General features: G+C 42.8%; 16 protein-coding genes. 7 read left to right on the top strand and 9 right to left on the bottom strand.

The features are described from left to right. Positions 1–28 precede the first annotated feature (28 nt). On the bottom strand, positions 29–1,411 hold the full coding sequence (locus ACVBIO_RS03845; protein WP_447163140.1) for an MATE family efflux transporter: 1,383 nt from the start codon (positions 1,409–1,411) through the stop codon (positions 29–31). A gap of 108 nt (positions 1,412–1,519) precedes the next feature. Here ACVBIO_RS03845 and ACVBIO_RS03850 point away from each other — a divergent pair, with 108 nt between their 5' ends. Further along, entirely contained in the window at positions 1,520–2,398 is an 879-nt protein-coding gene (locus ACVBIO_RS03850) for a LysR family transcriptional regulator (RefSeq protein WP_447172019.1), read from the top strand. A gap of 337 nt (positions 2,399–2,735) precedes the next feature. Further along, positions 2,736–2,993: a hypothetical protein gene (locus tag ACVBIO_RS03855; protein WP_447169093.1), complete on the top strand. Its 258-nt coding sequence runs from the start codon at positions 2,736–2,738 to the stop codon at positions 2,991–2,993. Between the two features lie 317 nt (positions 2,994–3,310). On the opposite strand, the gene ACVBIO_RS03860 is transcribed toward ACVBIO_RS03855, so the two are convergent. From ACVBIO_RS03860 to ACVBIO_RS03870, 3 genes are all read right to left on the bottom strand, one after another. Further along, a complete protein-coding gene (locus ACVBIO_RS03860; protein ID WP_447159014.1) occupies positions 3,311–4,153 on the bottom strand; it encodes a 23S rRNA (adenine(2030)-N(6))-methyltransferase RlmJ in 843 nt (280 codons plus the stop codon). 57 nt (positions 4,154–4,210) lie between these two features. Further along, positions 4,211–5,446 carry a winged helix-turn-helix domain-containing protein gene (locus tag ACVBIO_RS03865; RefSeq protein ID WP_447163065.1) on the bottom strand — a complete coding sequence of 412 codons (1,236 nt, stop codon included), beginning with the start codon at positions 5,444–5,446 and terminating at the stop codon, positions 4,211–4,213. Between the two features lie 298 nt (positions 5,447–5,744). Beyond that, entirely contained in the window at positions 5,745–8,036 is a 2,292-nt protein-coding gene (locus ACVBIO_RS03870; RefSeq protein ID WP_447172020.1) for a multiheme c-type cytochrome, read from the bottom strand. A gap of 285 nt (positions 8,037–8,321) precedes the next feature. On the opposite strand from ACVBIO_RS03870, the gene ACVBIO_RS03875 reads away from it, so the two are divergent. The 4 genes from ACVBIO_RS03875 to ACVBIO_RS03890 all read left to right on the top strand — a co-directional run bounded on the left by ACVBIO_RS03875 (position 8,322) and on the right by ACVBIO_RS03890 (position 12,725). Next, a complete protein-coding gene (locus tag ACVBIO_RS03875) occupies positions 8,322–9,083 on the top strand; it encodes a class I SAM-dependent methyltransferase (RefSeq protein ID WP_447163063.1) in 762 nt (253 codons plus the stop codon). Positions 9,084–9,278: 195 nt separating this feature from the next. After that, a complete protein-coding gene (locus tag ACVBIO_RS03880; protein ID WP_447172021.1) occupies positions 9,279–9,878 on the top strand; it encodes a TnsA endonuclease N-terminal domain-containing protein in 600 nt (199 codons plus the stop codon). Beyond that, positions 9,871–11,724, top strand: coding sequence for a Mu transposase C-terminal domain-containing protein (locus ACVBIO_RS03885; protein WP_447172022.1), 1,854 nt, complete (start codon positions 9,871–9,873; stop codon positions 11,722–11,724). Before ACVBIO_RS03880 ends, ACVBIO_RS03885 begins: the two co-directional genes overlap by 8 nt. 2 nt (positions 11,725–11,726) lie before the next feature. Continuing rightward, entirely contained in the window at positions 11,727–12,725 is a 999-nt protein-coding gene (locus ACVBIO_RS03890) for a TniB family NTP-binding protein (RefSeq protein ID WP_447172023.1), read from the top strand. A 58-nt stretch (positions 12,726–12,783) separates the two neighbouring features. Here ACVBIO_RS03890 and ACVBIO_RS03895 read toward each other — a convergent pair whose 3' ends face one another. After that, positions 12,784–14,184, bottom strand: a complete 1,401-nt coding sequence (locus ACVBIO_RS03895; protein ID WP_447172024.1) for a DEAD/DEAH box helicase — start codon at positions 14,182–14,184, stop codon at positions 12,784–12,786. A 1-nt stretch (position 14,185) separates the two neighbouring features. After that, positions 14,186–14,713, bottom strand: a complete 528-nt coding sequence (locus ACVBIO_RS03900) for a hypothetical protein (protein ID WP_447172025.1) — start codon at positions 14,711–14,713, stop codon at positions 14,186–14,188. Positions 14,714–14,932: 219 nt separating this feature from the next. Here ACVBIO_RS03900 and ACVBIO_RS03905 point away from each other — a divergent pair, with 219 nt between their 5' ends. Next, on the top strand, positions 14,933–15,244 hold the full coding sequence (locus ACVBIO_RS03905; protein WP_447172026.1) for a helix-turn-helix domain-containing protein: 312 nt from the start codon (positions 14,933–14,935) through the stop codon (positions 15,242–15,244). 63 nt (positions 15,245–15,307) lie between these two features. Here ACVBIO_RS03905 and ACVBIO_RS03910 read toward each other — a convergent pair whose 3' ends face one another. The 3 genes from ACVBIO_RS03910 to ACVBIO_RS03920 are packed head-to-tail and all read right to left on the bottom strand — an operon-like array spanning position 15,308 to position 16,781. After that, positions 15,308–15,817 (bottom strand): hypothetical protein, encoded by a 510-nt coding sequence (locus tag ACVBIO_RS03910; protein ID WP_447172027.1) that lies wholly within the window; start codon positions 15,815–15,817, stop codon positions 15,308–15,310. After that, a complete protein-coding gene (locus ACVBIO_RS03915; RefSeq protein WP_447172058.1) occupies positions 15,814–16,608 on the bottom strand; it encodes a restriction endonuclease in 795 nt (264 codons plus the stop codon). The genes ACVBIO_RS03910 and ACVBIO_RS03915 overlap by 4 nt, the downstream gene beginning before the upstream one ends. Then, a complete protein-coding gene (locus ACVBIO_RS03920; RefSeq protein WP_447172028.1) occupies positions 16,605–16,781 on the bottom strand; it encodes a hypothetical protein in 177 nt (58 codons plus the stop codon). Before ACVBIO_RS03920 ends, ACVBIO_RS03915 begins: the two co-directional genes overlap by 4 nt. Between the last annotated feature and the right edge of the window lie 117 nt (positions 16,782–16,898).

Genomic DNA, 16,898 nt, shown 5'->3' on the forward strand with positions numbered 1-16,898 from the left:
TTTTTACTCGAGCTTAAACCGATTGATATTAGGCTGCCGCCAAAATAGGATTGTTTACCGTTAAGCCCACTGTTCGCGAGCGTGCTTTAACATCCAGCCAAACCATAGGCACCACGATAAAACACAGTACGATATTAGAGATTGGCATCGCCATCCACACGCCATCAACGCCCATTATTTTTGGCAAAACATATAAAAATGGCAGCTGGATAAGCATATTCCCGCATGCTATCGCGAGGGCTTTCACCCCTTGATTCGTCGCCATAAAGTACACCGAAGACAGAGCGATAAAACCGTCGAGTGGCATAGCAAACAGGTGCAGTCTGATCCCATCAACCGCCGTTGCAATCAGCTCTGAATCATTGCTATTAAATAGCCCAACCATGGCGTGCGGTATGACATTCAACAAGGTTATCCAGCTAACGCCTGCAATCAGGGTGACCTTGACCGATAGCTTTAGCATCTTGTTAATGTTTTCGTGCTGCTCTGCGCCATAGTAATAACTCACTGGTGGCTGTAGGCCTTCCGCCACCCCCTCAGCGACTAAGTAATACAGCACCATGAGGTAGCCAACAATCGCAAAAGCGCCGACTGTTAGCGGCGTGCCATATTCCATAAACAGTCGATTATGCAGCGCAAAAACGAAACTGGTATAAAGATACATAAATAGGCTAGATGAGCCTAACAGCATGATCTGCTTGGCAAAGGGTATCTTGAAATACGTAAACTTTGCAGGCCAACGTATATTGCTGATACGTGTACAAAAATAAATAAGTCCTAAGATACAGACGATAGATTGAGCACTAATGGTCGCGATTGCTGCGCCAAGCAAGCCAAAGTTAAAGACACCAATAAGCAGGTAATCTAAGCCAATATTGACAAGCGCACCTAGCACCATTAAGCCAGTGGCAATGTTAGGGCTTTCATCATTGCGGATCAGCAGTGGTAGTGCCGAGGCTATTATTGTCGCCGCTGCTCCCCATATGAACACCCCGATATAATCTTGCGCCATCCCCAGAGTGGCCCCCGCGCCACCTTGGGCCTCAATAAAGAAAGTACTGAACTGCGACAAAATGGTGGTCGATATAAGCGCAAGACCTAGCATCAACAGTAAGCTAGTGGTCAAAATAGTCGGCGCTGCACGAGTGTCACCTTTACCACGTTGAATTGAGAGCAAACTCCCGCTCCCCATGCCGATCATGATGCCAAAACCCACCATAAAGTAGATCACTGGCCAAGCCATGTTAATTGCGGCTAAGCCTTCATAACCTATGTAATGACCGATAAAGATACCGTCGACAATTTGATATAGGCCGTTAACCAGCATGGCGGCGATTGCAGGTAGGGTGTAACGCCAAAAAGTACGGCTAATAGAGTGATTATGAGTATCTTCGGGGATCGGAGCTAACATTTGCGTGTAAAGGTTGATGAATAGTGGGCGGCACATTACTCTGTATTTAAGATTGAATAAAGTTAGTTACTATCTGTTTTAGATATAGGTTGATTGGCAGGTGAAGCGATGAATTGGACGTTAGACGAGCTTAATGCATTTGTTAATTCGGTTAAGTTAGGCTCATTTTCGGCGGCAGCCAGAAAGATGGGCAAGGCGCAATCTAGAATTAGTACTGCCATCAGTAATTTAGAAGCTAGTTTAGGGTTTGAGTTATTTGACCGCAGCGCCAAACTACCCATGCTGACGCCTTTAGGTGAGGAGATGTTTATCGAGGCGCAGTCGGTGCTAGCCCAGTGCCAGCGACTCAATGCGCGGGCGATGACGGTGACATCTGGTGAAGAAGTGGTGCTAACATTTGCGATGGATGAAGCTGTACCAGTAAACGCATTTGAAGCCCTGTTTCAACGGATTTCGACTCAATTCCCGCTACTAAAGCTCACCATTATCAATGGCTCACAAGAAGATATCGCTCTATGGGTTGATGCGGGGCGTGCAGATATTGGCATTATGTTCCACACCTCGACTATGTTGCCAGACTCACTAGATTTTATGTCGATAGGCCAGTTTAAGCATAGCTTAGTGGTCGCGCCGACTCACCCGCTGGCCTCTATTCCTGCGCCGACCCTTGAGCAGTTAATGTTATACCGGCAGCTGGCGATTTGTGACATTACAGGCCAGTCTCAAACTAAGCCGTTATCAGGCCATTATTGGTATATAGACAGCTATTACTACATCATCGCTTTAGTGCTACAAGGTGTGGGCTGGGCGTTAGTGCCAGACCATGTAGCAAAATCAGATTGGTATATTGAAGATTTAACCGCGCTATCGAGTGAATATATTACAGATCCGTTATTGGTAGAGATGGGCGTGGTCAATCGCCGCGATAAGCAGATAGGCCCGGTGATGCATTGGTTATTTGAAGAGTTGCACTCGGTGCTGCAATAACAGGAAAGCAGGTACTAGGGCGTTCGCAGGCTCACTGCTAGGACGGTGCTACGCACCTACTAGGACGCCAACAAGTTGGCTGCTAGGAAAGCTAAAAGCAAAGGCTAAAGCCGATTCATGGAGCCTGAATCTGTTGCTTGTTTCTTTTAAATCTTGGATTTTTCTAGGGCCTAGAACCTCGCACCTAGAACCTATTTTTTAAGCTTTTCCTAGGGCCTAGAACCCCGCACCTAGAACCTGTCTTTTAAGCTTTTCCGTCTTGGCATTTCCTTAGGCCTAGGATCTAGCAACTCAAAAGTGGTAGTGTTTAATAAAGGAACGATTATAAAGGAATAATATGAAACGGATTTCGGTAATCTTGCTGGTTATGTTGGCATTGAACAGTGTGGGATGTTCATCAAACTCAGTGGCAAATGCAGGCTGTGATTTTGTTAGCGGCGCTCACAGTAACGAACAGCAAAGAGAGCAGCGAGAATCAATTGGTGGGAGTTCGACAGCATCAACTCAAAATAATAAAGATGTCGAAGTCGGTATCTTAAATGCAATTTTTGGGGTATTTAGCCGTCAGCTGAATGATGACCAAGAGTGTTTATAAGCATCAGGTTAGGAGATTTGACCTAGGTTCTAGGACGTTCGCAGGCTCACTGCTAGGACGCCAACAAGTTGGCTGCTAGGAAAGCTAAAAGCAAAGGCTAAAGCTGACACATCGCGCCGGTAATCTTTTGATTGGTGCTTTACTGTCTTGGATTTTCCTAGGGCCTAGAACCTATCTTTTAAGCCTTTTCTAGAAGCGACAACGTCGCGCTCTCGAAGTGACGCAGTCACGTCCCAGCAGGGCGAAGCCCGTTCTCGTCTTAGCTTTTCCTAGGACCTAGAACCTCGGACCTAGGATCTATCTTTTAAGCTCTTTCTTTATTCCGGCACTTCTTGCTTAACAGTTGTTTTGCCGCCGTTATGACCAATGCGACGCTCTAAATAGTCGAGCATCTCTTTGGCGGTAGTATCGAGCTGCCAAGGTGGGTTAATAACCCATAGGCCTGCTGCCGTCATACCAAAATCATTGTTATCGGGTCTAATCGCTTGCTCGATACGAAGTTGATTTTTAATACCGCTCTGGGCTAATAGCTTAAGCATACCTTCAGTTTGGTCTCGGTCTACAACGGGGTACCAAAGCATGAATACACCAGTTGAAAAGCGTTTATGAGCTTTAATAATCGCTTTTGCTACGTCTTGGTAGTCGGTTTTAATCTCATAACTTGGATCGATCAAAATCACGCCGCGACGCTCAAGTGGCGGCACTGCAGCGATAAGACCTTTAAGGCCATCGCCTTTGATCACACGAACGTGGCGATCGCCTGCAAACTGTTCTTCCAAGGTGAGAAAGTCAGTGCCATGCAGTTCGTGTAATACCATGCGATCTTTTTCACGCATATTCATGTCTACAAAGGCAGGAGAGCCTGGGTAAAACTCCAGATCTTGTTTACCTTGGTTGAAGTGTTTTACATCTTCTATGTATTGCACTAATGACTCAGGTAAATCTGTTCTGTCCCACAGTCTGGCTACACCATCTAAGTATTCGCCAGTTTTCTTAGAAAACTCATCGGTTAACGCGTAGCCACCCGCACCCGCATGGGTGTCGATATAAGCCATAGGCTTGTCTTTTTTGTGCATGAGTTTTAGCACTTGCAGCAAAATAGCGTGCTTGAGAACATCGGCATAATTGCCTGCGTGATAGCCGTGACGATAACTTAACATTGCGTTTAAAACCAAAGATGGAGAGAACGCTGATTATACAACAACTCCTGCTCGGTATCATAATTTGAGAGTTTGTCGCTGCATCCACATAATATTTTCGTCGACTAATGGTAGTTGCCAAATGGCTGTGCCGTCGTCTTGGTAGATGCGATAAAAGCTTAAGCTCGCTTGAGTTAGATGTTGTTTTCTTAACGCTAGATAGATGATTTGTGCGGTATCTGATAGCGCGTTGGGTGAAGACAATGTGGTTTTACCGACTTCGATATCAAAGCGTTCCACCTGACGTTGTTGCCATTTTTCTGTGGTGCGCTTGAATTGGCCACGGATCTCGTAGCGAATAGGCGTGGTATAGCAGTCTTCATCGGTGATACAGGCGGCAAAGTAAAAAATGCCGCTATCAGGTGCTAAATCGACCAGAGATATACGGATATCGCTGCGAACGAGACGATTGTTATCAAACGAAAAATATAGATCGCCATGGTAAATCTGCTCTTTTAAGTTGCCCTGATGCTTTCTAAGCTCTGGCAGGTCTAGCTTATTATAGGTTTTTTGCTCCATTCTTATTTTAGTGGTCAAAAAATCAGACAGGGCGAGTTGGCTACCGTGGTCTTTTTCAGCGCTAATGTTGATCAGCTGTTTTCCACTGCATTGACCGTGTTGATAATCCGGACAGATGGCAAAGCTGTCCATCTTGGCGCTGAGTAGGGCGAAACTGGTAAATGCGTTAAATGGTGCCAGCCAATTAGGTTCGTTACCGATCTGGTTAGCAAAACGCTGATTGATGATATCAGGGCTCAATGCTCGATCTATTGCAGGGGTAAACACATGTACCTCACCCGCGACATTACTGAGCTGACTCGCAATCAGGTTTTCGTTATAAGGCGTTTGGCTATGAGTGAGATAAGCGTAGCCGAGTAATAGGCTAAAGATGATAATGGCAATGGAAAAAAGCAGGACGGCTGTTGGCTTTTTTATGGTAGAGAGTGCTTGGTTGTGACCTGATAGGTGTAATACATAGCCATGCCTAGGAATGGTCTTGAGCTCAACTTCTGGATAGTTGGCTAGTTTTTTTCTCAATACACTAACGCACTGTTGTAATGATGATGCTGAAACCACTCTGTCGTGCCAACCTGCTTCTAATAAGGCTTCACGGGTGATTAACGTGCCCTGATGTTTGAGCATTAACTGCAGAACGGCTGTTTCGGCATAGCTGAGTTCGATACGTGATAAATCCTCAGCATCGACTAGGTGCTGTTGAGTCACGTTTAAGCTTAGCGTTGGCGTTAATTGCACAGAAATTCTCTAATAAAACAGTTATCTAATTGAGTATATTCTGACGTTTATAGCTGGGGAAATTGAAGCCCGTAAACTTTGATCCAGTTCCTGCTTTATAGCTAGCTTGCAGGCTAGCGCAACAAGTTTGCTGGTATAAGAAAATCGACTTACGTATATCAATGGCAAATTCTGATCAAACTCGTAAAGGGAATCGCCGCGCGAACTTTGCTAACTCTTGATAAAAGTTGCAGCCCAACGCAAAGCGTTGGGCTGCTGATGTGCTTGCAGGGACATCAATTACTTTTTGGGTTTAACCTTAAAGGTTATGCACCTGTTTAAGGTTGTCTAGCGAATGGCAAACGGCGCAAGCTTCTACTTGTAATTCGTTGGCTGTAACGCCAAATCGGCCGCCGTTTTGCTCCATGTGTGCACGTACCGCTTTGTTGATCACCATCTTACCGTCAGCATCTTCTTGCTTAGCATGGCAGGCATAACACGTTGCAGAAACTGGTGAAGTATACGCATCAACAGTGATATCAATCGCTGGGTGTGCTCTTGAATCTGGGTTGTAATCTAGATCCAGTGCCAATGGGCGACCGACTGCCGTTAGGCGTTCAACACCGAAGGTATCGCCTTCGTGACAGCGGTAACAGTTAGCTTTATCAGCAGGGAACTCAATATTACGCACGCCGTTTGCACGATCTTGGGTCGCACGTTGATTGGTGTGCAGTGAGTGCATCCATACCTTGTGGTCTGGATGGCTTACCGTAAGCTGCTCAACATAGTCCCAATCACTTGCTTTAGTGTGCATTTCTCGAATTGCTTGAGTTGGCGGGGTGTTCGGGTTATGACAAGCTAAGCATGGATCAACAATGTCGGCTGTTGAGCTTAAGAAACCTGGCTTACCGCCTGGCATCATAGCGCGCTCTTCAAATGGACGTACATGCTCGCCCAGTTCGTCGTGATCGTGACCAGAGAAACAGGTGGTATCTGCTAGCTCTTTGTTGATCTCAGTCTTGCGACTATGACAGTTACGACAAGCAAGCTCTGAGTTGTCGTTAAACTCATCGTAGCCATGGCACGTTCCACAAGTCTTGTTGCTAACAATCAAAGGACGCTTAGCTTCAGGTGCGTCAGTTAGGCCGTCTTTGTTGAAGAACCAGCGCTTGTTAGCTTCTGCATTTTTAGTATGTCCTGCTTGATCGCAGCTCACGAGGTTTTGCGCGTCGTCGAAGCAGTAAATAAAGCGGTTAGTAATAAAGCCTGCGTCATCAATCAAGTCGCCAGAAATAGCATCTTGGGTAACAACTGGGCCCATTAGGTAAGTAAATACGTTGTCTTGAGACTTGTTTAGTGGTGTACGCTCACGTTCGCCAGCGGGAGTGTTTCCGCTGCCATCTTGGGTGATGTCTTTCTTGTTACTCTTAACAAAAATGCTGTAACCGCGGCTGGTGGTAAAGTCCACCGAGGTGCCCCAGTTTACATAAAGCTGCAGGTTTTTAATCCAGTCGGCATCAGCAGGGTTATTGTTTGCAACAGCAATACGTTGCCCTTGTCTATCAAGCATGGCAAAGCTGATTTCAGCAAAGTGCTCACCGTTTTTTTCTACGAGCTTAGCGTCTTCAAGGCTGATGTTGACGATATTGCGCTGATCTTCCTCTACTGCTTTCTCTGAGTTACTCATATGAACATCGTAAGTATTCTCTGGTGAGTGACAGGTTAAGCAGTTACCGTTATCAGGCTGAGTGCTATGGTCATATACTGGATTGGTGGTCATTTTGTGACAGCTTGAACAAGCCTCACGCGTTGGCACTTGGTTCCAGTTAGTCGCTTGTAGCTCAGTCTCGCTGATTTCTTTTGCGTGACAAGTGGTACAGTTGCCTAGTGCCTGCGGGGTTATACCAATATGCGCAGTGTGTGCTAATACCGGCCAAACCATGGCAGGATTATCCATGTTGTTATTGGTGTGGCAGCTGGCGCAGTTTTCAATGTTGGCACCGCCATGTTTAATCGAGGCGATATCATCGTGACAGCTTAGGCAAGAACTGCCGTCGATGATGCTGCGATTGTTGGTGATTTCGCTACCATCAAGATTGAAGTCAGAGATAACTTCAGTTGCTGGCAGGTTGTCCGTTTCTAAAACGCTAAATAATACGCGCTGGGTGTATTCGCCATTGTGGCTGATATCGCCAGCAACTAAAGCTGCACTCATGGTGTAGCTGTAGCTGCCGTTCATGTTGTCGACTAATGTGCCTGCACAGCCTTTAGCGGGTGAACAGGTTTCACCAGCAAGTTTTTGCCACTGTGAACGCTCGCCTTCAACTTGCGGCATTAACTGGGCTGCGTTTAACTTAATTGCGGCAATCTTTACCACTGGAATCGCTAATTCGCTCTCAGCGCTAAAATCAATCGTTAGCGTGTTATCGGTAATTGTCGTTTTATCGATTGTTACTGTAAGCACTTTAGCCTGCGTGGTTACGTTACCACCTGGCTTGCCATCTTCACCGTCTTTACCATCATCGCCGGAACAAGCCACGATGCTCATTGAGCAGGCTGCTACAAGCGTGGCATAGCACAGTCTTGTTTTGAATTTGTTTGCGTTCATCATCACTTATCTCTCTTTATATATTTTCTTTAAGTCGCTTGATTTATCAACGACGCAAAAAAGTGTGCCTCAAGCACCGATAGCGCAACGTGAACAGCTACCTATTTATAGTTATATTGAAGTTTTTTAGGCCGATTTCAGCCGTTTTGAGCTGTTTTGAGGCTTTTTGAGTGGGGGCATTGAGCAAAATAAGCCTGATTTCTGCAAAACAGGCATTGGCGGCTGATATGGTTTCATCGCGAGGAGTGGTATTATCTGCAGGTTAACACTCAAACGTAGAGCCTAATTGTGACCAGCATTTTCTTTAATCGACATTACCCAACAATCGAATCGGCCTGCGAGCGCTGGGGACTGGTTTATGATCCTAATGCAGAGTTTGAGTTGGTCTTTGAAGATAATATCCTGACGTTAATCAAGCGCGATGAGCCAAAGCTGAAAGGGATCTCTGTAGATTTCGTTTCAGGCGCGGTTGCCCATCGTCGTAAATTTGGTGGTGGTCGCGGCCAGTCAATCGCCAAAGCGGTAGGACTTAAACAGGGCGTAATGCCTACAGTGGTTGATGGTACCGCAGGGCTTGGGCGTGACGCCTTTGTACTGGCAAGTTTAGGTTGCAAGGTGTTAATGGTTGAGCGTCACCCGATTGTGGCTGCGTTATTAGAAGATGGCCTGCGCCGTGCCTATGAAGATGCCGAAATTGGTAACTGGATGCGAGAGCGTATGAGCTTGTTTCATGGTTCGAGCATTGATTCACTCGCCGATGCGGCAGGGGCGTCGAATATCGAAGTGGATGTGGTGTATTTAGATCCTATGTATCCGCACCGTGAAAAGTCAGCATTAGTGAAAAAAGAGATGCGCGTGTTCCAGTCGTTAGTTGGTGCCGATCTTGATGCCGACGGCTTACTTGCACCTGCAATGTCATTAGCCACTAAGCGCGTAGTGGTTAAGCGCCCTGATTATGCTGATGATTTAGATGGCGTCAAACCGAGCATGGTGATTGCCACTAAGAAAAATCGTTTCGATGTTTACGTAAAAGCGGCGATGACAGCTTAGTGGGATGATATAAAGCGTAACGTTTTGGCATTGGTGTTGTTTAAAGCATAAGTCTGCATAAATTACATATAAGTCTGCATAGCGACAAATAAGTGTACATAATTTGAACTATAAGTTTACATAGTGTAGTGTTTATTTGTCATTTAACTACATCCGAGTGTTTTTATGTATCAAAGAAACATAAAGCACTCTCGCGTGAAGAATCTCTTTAAGTTCGCTAGCTTAAAGAATCGTGCTTCGTTAACGCTAGAGTCTTCATTAGAGTTTGATGCTTGCTTTCATTTTGAATACAGTAAGTCGGTGTCAGCCTTTGAAGCACAACCTATCGGTTTTTATTACCAATATTACGGTAAGTCCCTTCCTTATACCCCCGACTTTCTGGTCTCAAGCGCAGATGGTAAGCAGATCTACTATGAAGTTAAGTGTTCAAAAGAGGCTAGTGATCCAGAGGTAAAGCACAGGTTTAAGCATAAACAGCAGTCTTGTATTGAGCTTGGTATAGAACTCAGATTGATCACGGAACGACAGCTACACAAAGGTCCACTACTTAATAACCTTAAACTGTTACACCGCTATTCTGGAGATTCAAAATACAATACTCAAATTGAATGGGTATTGTCATTGGTACGTAGGCTTGGTGTCGTGACAGTGCGTGAGTTACTTGATGAATCCAAGTTAACCCAAGGGCAACTTAATAAACTGGTTCTAATTGGCGCATCACAGGGGCTAATACAGTTTGACTTAGATGCGACTCCTTTTGGTTTAGATACTGAACTCTCTATCGCCCATGGATGAAGATACTGACCTATTTCGGGATGAAATTGACGAGCTAGATGCAGAGCTTTTTAGTGTAAATAATGATGCCGAAGTCTCGATTAGTATTAATGCTAGCAAATCTCTCGAGATGTATGATCAACCAATTCAATATGAAACTAAAAAGCGTTTGCACTACATCAGGTTTATTGAAAAACGTATAGATGGAGGCTGGACCCAGAAGAATATTGATCCTCTGCTGGCACAGATGACCTCCTATGATAATGAATCTAAGCCAAAGTGGCGTGCTATTGCTGCTTGGTATAGTAAGTTTCGAAAGTCTAATTTCTGTATAACTGCACTTATTCCCTCCCATGGCAAAAAAGGTAACAGAAGCCTTAAAAATAGCAGTGGGGATTTTTATTTTAATAAAGCATTAGAAGATAAGTATTTGCGAAAGGAGCGTCCAAGTATCGCAACTACCTATCGTTATTATTGGGATCTAATTCAAGTCGAAAATAGCCGTTTAGTTTCAGGAGAAATTGTTCCTATTTCCTATACTGGCTTTAATGCTCGTATTAAAAATTTAGAACCCTATGATGTTGACTTAGCTCGTTTTGGTCGTAGCTATGTGCAAAAAAAATACAAACTGGGTGATAAATTTGCTGAGCCAACCAGTGTGATGGAGCGAGTAGAGATTGACCATACTGTACTAGATTTCACCGTATTAATGGAAGATAACCAGACCGTGATTGGTCGGCCAACCATTACCGCACTCGTTGATTGCTACAGTAGTTGTGTTGTGGGTTTTTACGTCAGTTTTAATGAGCCTAGTTATTTATCTATTCGAGCAGCATTAATTAATACGATGCTGAGCAAAGATGATGTAATAGATAGATTTTCAAGTATTAATACCGAGTGGCCTTGCCATGGAAAAATTGAGCTTTTAGTCGTTGATAATGGGGTTGAGTTTTGGGGGGATTCGTTAGAGTCAGCTTGTAAAGAGCTTGGTATTAACACGAGTTACAATCCCGTTGGCAAACCTTGGAAAAAGCCCAAAGTCGAGCGCTTCTTTAGAACGTTAAACACTGAGTTTTTAGACTCACTTCCAGGGAAAAACTTTAGAAGTGTAGATGCCAAAGGGGATTATCAACCTGATAAAGAAGCTGCCATAAGTTTTAGTTTGTTTAATGAATTACTGCACAAATGGATTATTGAGGTTTATAACCAAAAAGCAGATGACCGAAAAACACGAGTGCCAATTGCAAAATGGTATGAGGGGATGTCTGTTTACCCACCGATCCAATATACCGGTGATGACCAAGAGCATCTGTGTGTCAAACTAGGAATTTTAGACACTCGTTCTATTTCAAAAGATGGTATACAGTTTTTGCACTTGCGGTACGATTCACCGGAGTTATTGGAGTATCGAAAATACACGCCAGTTGCCTCTAAGCGTGGCTTGAAAGCTGATATTAAAATTAACCCTCATGATTTAAGCTACATTTATGTTTATCTTGAACAGCAAGAGTGCTACCTCAAGGTGCCCGCTAAAGATCCCGATGACTATACCATTGGTCTCACGCTAACTCAGCACAAGGTCAATATTAAGAATCGCCGAAAAAACGTTACCGACTCTCAAGACTCAGTATCGATTGCGCAGAGCCGGTTGGAAATTGATCAGATGGTCAATCAAGCATTGGCTAACAAACAAAAGCAAAAAGGAATGAAGAAGTTAGCAAAATACCAAGGCATTGACAGTAATACTGCTCATGTAACGATACCAATGAATACCTCACAAGCTTTACCATCTGCGGAGGTGCCTGAAAATGATAGCAATAAAATAGGCACCTTCGATTGGGACAGTGATGACATAGAGGCGTTTTAATTATGGATATAATGGCTACAGCGACGCAGTTTTCCTTGTGTTATATAGAGCACCCTTATGTGAAAGGTATAATCGATGAACTGGATAATCTACGAGCTCGACGTTTGCTCTCTAAAGACCAGCAATGCATTTTGATAACTGGTGAGGCTGGAACAGGGAAAAGTGCACTAATTGACCATTATAAAGCTAAGGCGTTGGCTAGCGAATCAAATAGCAGGCAGATACCTGTATTACTAACTCGTATCTCGGCTAAACGGGATTTAGATAGTACCTTAGTGCAAATGCTTCATGATCTTGAGCTATTTGGGACTAGTCAATATAAGCGCAGGGGCTTTGCTACAAATCTGGAGCAGAAGTTAGTCATTGCTTTGAAACGTGCTCAGGTTGAGCTGATTATTATTAATGAGTTTCAAGAGATCCTTGAATATAAAAGTAAGCAAGAGCGTCAAGCCATTGGTAACTCACTAAAATACATAAGCGAAGAGGCTCAGGTCCCCATCGCATTTGTCGGAACGCCAGGGGCTGTACAAATTTGCGAGGATCCTCAATGGGCATCTCGGCTTATTCGTAGACGTATATTGAAGCACTTCTATTTTAAAGATATTAATGAAAGGCGTTATTACCTGTCGTATCTAAAGGGGTTGGCAAGCCGCATGCCCTTTGCATTACCGCCAGATTTAGCCTCTCCTGCCATTGCAATCCCTTTGTTTGCTGCAACTAAAGGAGAAAATCGTTTTATTAAAAAGTTATTACAAGAAGCACTGATTCTTGCGTTGCAACAACAGGATAATACTATGTTGCTAGCGCATTTAGGCATTGTTTACGCTTCTATGGTTCCAGGACAACCTAATGTATTTGAACTTCCTCTTGAAAGGTTGGAATTAGTAGAGGTTGAAAGTGCTTCACGGATAAACTCCGATATGCAAACTGTTGATCAGCTTACCATCGGACCAAAATATACTAAGCCGATGGCGCTCAATGATATTTTGAGTTTGAAATGATTGAGGGAAGTCTTGTGTCGTTTGTAAAATACCTCAAAACTAATTTATAGACCTTAGCTCAACTACTCAGTAAATGAGTATCAAACATTCTCACTATTTGCTCTTTGTATCCGCCTAACAGGGCCAAGTTGTAACTGTTCTCTTCCTCGATATCAGTTAGATGTGGTGGCATGGCTGCTTTAGTGGCTAGTGATATATCAGGGAAGTGTAGGTTGCTGATTATGTCGTGATTAAACTCTGTAGAGGTCGGTTTATGAAATGAACCCAAGTTTAGTTCTTGTTGCTCATCTTGTTCAAAAACGACCGACATTTCAGGAAGATCCTGATCGATACGATAAGCAAATTCAATAAGGCTAGCTTCAGCTAAAGTGAATAACCAAGCTTGTTGAGCATCACAGGAAGTGACTCGTAAGATCCGACCTAACACCTGGCGGTAATGCATCTCTGTTTTGATTCGACTCAGGTGACAACAAACCTGTAGCCTTGGAATATCAGTGCCCTCAGAGATCATACCAACACTGACTATCCATTGAATATCGCTCTCTCTAAAAGATTTAATCGCGTGTGATGGATGCTTCAACTTGGAGGTAACGATACAGACAGTTTGCTTAAAGTCGGTCACTAGCATTTGATAAAGTTGTTTAGCGTGCTTAATAGATGAAGCAACAATAAGTCCGCCTGCTAGGGGAGTGCTTTTACGAACATCTTCTAGCTTACTAACGCCTTTTTTAAGCATATAGTGCGTGATTTGTTGATTATTTAATAATGAACGATAGCTGTAACTAGAGCCTTCTAAAAGAGCTGCTATCGAGGTAAATGTCTCTGATTCTTCATTAATATCTAATTTAATTTCTTCATTATCAATGAGTGTAATATGCGGTTGTCTGCATACGCCGTCAGCAATAGCCTGCTTTAAACCATAAATAAAATCACAATGAACTGTATTATCGGGCTCAGTAAACCGTGATAGGACAATCGGTGCAGAGTCTGAACGCCAAGGGGTGCCAGAAAGGGCTAATGTATATCGGGCCTTATTTTGTATATTGAGAAGAACTTCTTCACCCCAAGCATTAGCATCATTAAGTTCAACTCCTTTTAAATGATGTACCTCATCCATAATAACCAAAACGTTATGACTATTTAGAAGCTGCCAGAATTCAGCTGTTAAAGAGGGCATCGATTGGTAGGTATAAACACTACCAATTGCTCCTATTAAACCGTCAAAACGTTTTTTTAATCGACGAGAAAATGTAGAACGGATACTTTCATTAACCTCAGATGATGGTGAGAAGCACAAAACAAAATCAATAGTACCCATCTCGATGAGTCTTGCTGAGAGCTCTGCAGCCATGACCGTTTTACCTGCTCCAGGAGTTGCTAGGCACATAAAGTGGCTTTGTGATTGATAGAGGCTAAGCGCTTTAGTTACGCAAGCTTGCTGCCATGATCTTAGCTTCATGTCATAACTCCTCAAGCGCATTTATACAGGCTTCTATAGCCTTAATTTTGCCAACGATTGAGGAGCTTAAGTTACGTGCTTCCATATAGCGGGAATATAGGGGTGTTTTAGTTTCAGGATACTCAGTAAATAACCGTTTAAATTCTTCTGCTTCACCAATGTGCTCAAGCAGATCAATTTGATATTGATTAAGTGTGGTTTTGAGTTTTTGTAGCTGAGCTGTACCGAGGTTCACTGCACATGTTTGTGGCGTTTGGCAGCGTGGTTTACTTGGATATAGACGACTCTCATCAAAAGTTAATGTCTTAGAAAATAATACCTTTTTGCCATCAGTACGCTTTTCTAGGAAGCCAATTTGGCATAATTTGCTGAGTGTTCTATGCACTAGTTGGCTGGTATCTTTATTTTTTGAGGCAGGAACTTGTTCTATGAATAACTTTTTTAACTCAATAGCAGTAAATTGAGACAGCGTTTTACTTTTTAAGATACTAATAAGTATTTTGTTTATACGGATTTTTGATTCGTTCACGGTATTTACCAATTATTAATAATTTCAACATCTAATGAGCCAATCCGTGACGTTTTTCTTATTGTTTTCCTCTACCTCATCTCCCTCTTATCGATTCAATTTTTTCTGATTAGGCTAAAACTTGACAATGTCACCTAAAAAGCTAAGGATTCCTTAGTATACCTTAAGTGAAAAAACTAAGACAATCTAAGTTATCTAGGATCAGACAAAAATGAACTCGTGTCAGACAAACGAATTAGCCCGCTACCTCTTAGGCTCAAGCAGGCAAGAAAAGCGATGGGTATCAGCCAAAAGCAACTGGGCATTCAGTTAGGAATGGAACCGGGAACGGCGAGCGCACGCATGAATCATTATGAGAAAGGTAAACACACACCGGATTACGCAACGCTAAAAGCGATGGCAGATGAACTAGGTGTGCCCGTTGCTTACTTTTTTTGCGAGTCAGAAAGCACAGCTGAGCTGCTGTGCTTGCTTGATAAAATGACAGAGGAAGAGAAGGCTAATTTAGTCAATCAATTGAATAAAGATTAGAGGCTACTCGTAATTATAGAATAGGGACGTTCCTATTTTTTATACGCTTTAAGTTATTTGTTATCACTCTACGGTACAGTCCCCATGTAGTGATGGGATTTGGGCTTTGCACTCTCTAGTAAGTTTTAATGTTTCCTGACAAGGAACTAATAGAAAGTGATATTCACCAAGCTGGTGAGCTTCTAAGCAAAGGCCTTTGTAGTTAGCTAAGCTTTTTATGAGCTTCGGAGCAATAACGTTACTTTTGGCCGCTATTAAATTTTCTATTTCGTTTGCCATATCTTCTAGGTTAGCACCACCAGATGCTTTTGATGCATTTTCATAGATTATTTTATTATGAGCTTGAAGCTCTTCGTATTGCTCTGCACCATCGTCATCGTGGGAACTACACCAAGAATTTTGTTCTTGATTAAGCCAGTTTATAATTTGTACATGTCGAACCATGATATCTTCAACATCTTGATAGTATGGTTTAAAGTGACCTTTCAGATTCTTTTCTTTTTCTCTAAGCTTAGATTTAAACAAGTTAAAAGCCCAAGCGGCTAATTTAGGAAGTTGATCTACAATTATCACTCTAATTCCTCATTTTTCATTCGATCCCAAAAATCTGCATCTAACTCTTTAATTTCGATAACTCTCTCTGTTTGCATGCCAAGGCTATAGTCATAAATATATTTGGCGAGCTGTAAACCATCAATCAGAACAAGGTTAGTACTGCCGTTGAGGTTTTTTGCATAGTCAGAAGCTCCCTTGGTAAAGCGTGAAGTGGTAATGAACACTCCTTTGTTTGACTGAGCAACAGCTAAAGCGCCGACAAAGTTTTGAATGCTCTCTCGGCTAATACTATTCTCTCTTGCATATCGCTTGGCTTGAATGTGAATACGGCCAAAGCCGAGTACATCCTCTTTAACAACACCATCGATACCACCATCGTTGCTTGCTTTGGTAACAAAACCTGAGTTTGATATTTGATCGCCGTACCCCATTTTGCCCAATAGTTTTACAACCAAATGCTCAAACTCGGTAGGGGTTTTACTTAGAATTGTATCTAATATCAATTCGTAACGTGATTCTAAGATTTCATCAAAAGCTAAATCCAATGCTTCTGAGGGAGTCGTATCTATCTGCTTTAGATTTTTATCTTCATGGTGGTTAGGTGTGGACGTATGACTAGTTAATGCAACCTCAGATTGTTTTTGTTCTTTGTTTTGTAAACGTTGCTTTGCATCAACCTCTTTGACTAATGGGTATATTTTTTCTTTTCGATTAAGGTAGGTTAGTCCAAGCTGAGTGATCTGATAAAAGCCTCTTTTTGGTCTTTCGACCAACTTAGCTCTTCCTAGTGCACTTAAAGCCCAGCTCACTCTATCCAAAAAATAGCACCATTCTCTGACTCATATTCGGCTTCTATTTCTTGTGGTGAAAGCCCCATTTTTTCTGCTAATGGGATTTCAAGTGAGCGCCAATTAATCGCATCGCTATTAGCAAGAAATTCGAGTGCTTCAGGCATAATCTCGTTAAATCTAGGGATGGTCATTTAAAATACTCTTGTAAAGGTTTACCTAGTCGAACAGTCATAAATTACATATTTTCAATATAATCAATATTTTGTGTGGTGATATTTCGATATCTCAATTTCAAATGTAGATGTATT

Source organism: Shewanella sp. 0m-8 (genome assembly GCF_052977265.1).

Coding starts and splice junctions, on each gene's coding strand:
- ACVBIO_RS03870 (WP_447172020.1), bottom strand. CDS start 8,036: ATGATGAACGCAAACAAATTCAAAACAAGACTGTGCTATGCCACGCTT.
- ACVBIO_RS03845 (WP_447163140.1), bottom strand. CDS start 1,411: ATGTTAGCTCCGATCCCCGAAGATACTCATAATCACTCTATTAGCCGT.
- ACVBIO_RS03895 (WP_447172024.1), bottom strand. CDS start 14,184: ATGAAGCTAAGATCATGGCAGCAAGCTTGCGTAACTAAAGCGCTTAGC.
- ACVBIO_RS03890 (WP_447172023.1), top strand. CDS start 11,727: ATGGATATAATGGCTACAGCGACGCAGTTTTCCTTGTGTTATATAGAG.
- ACVBIO_RS03850 (WP_447172019.1), top strand. CDS start 1,520: ATGAATTGGACGTTAGACGAGCTTAATGCATTTGTTAATTCGGTTAAG.
- ACVBIO_RS03885 (WP_447172022.1), top strand. CDS start 9,871: ATGGATGAAGATACTGACCTATTTCGGGATGAAATTGACGAGCTAGAT.
- ACVBIO_RS03920 (WP_447172028.1), bottom strand. CDS start 16,781: ATGACCATCCCTAGATTTAACGAGATTATGCCTGAAGCACTCGAATTT.
- ACVBIO_RS03860 (WP_447159014.1), bottom strand. CDS start 4,153: ATGTTAAGTTATCGTCACGGCTATCACGCAGGCAATTATGCCGATGTT.
- ACVBIO_RS03855 (WP_447169093.1), top strand. CDS start 2,736: ATGAAACGGATTTCGGTAATCTTGCTGGTTATGTTGGCATTGAACAGT.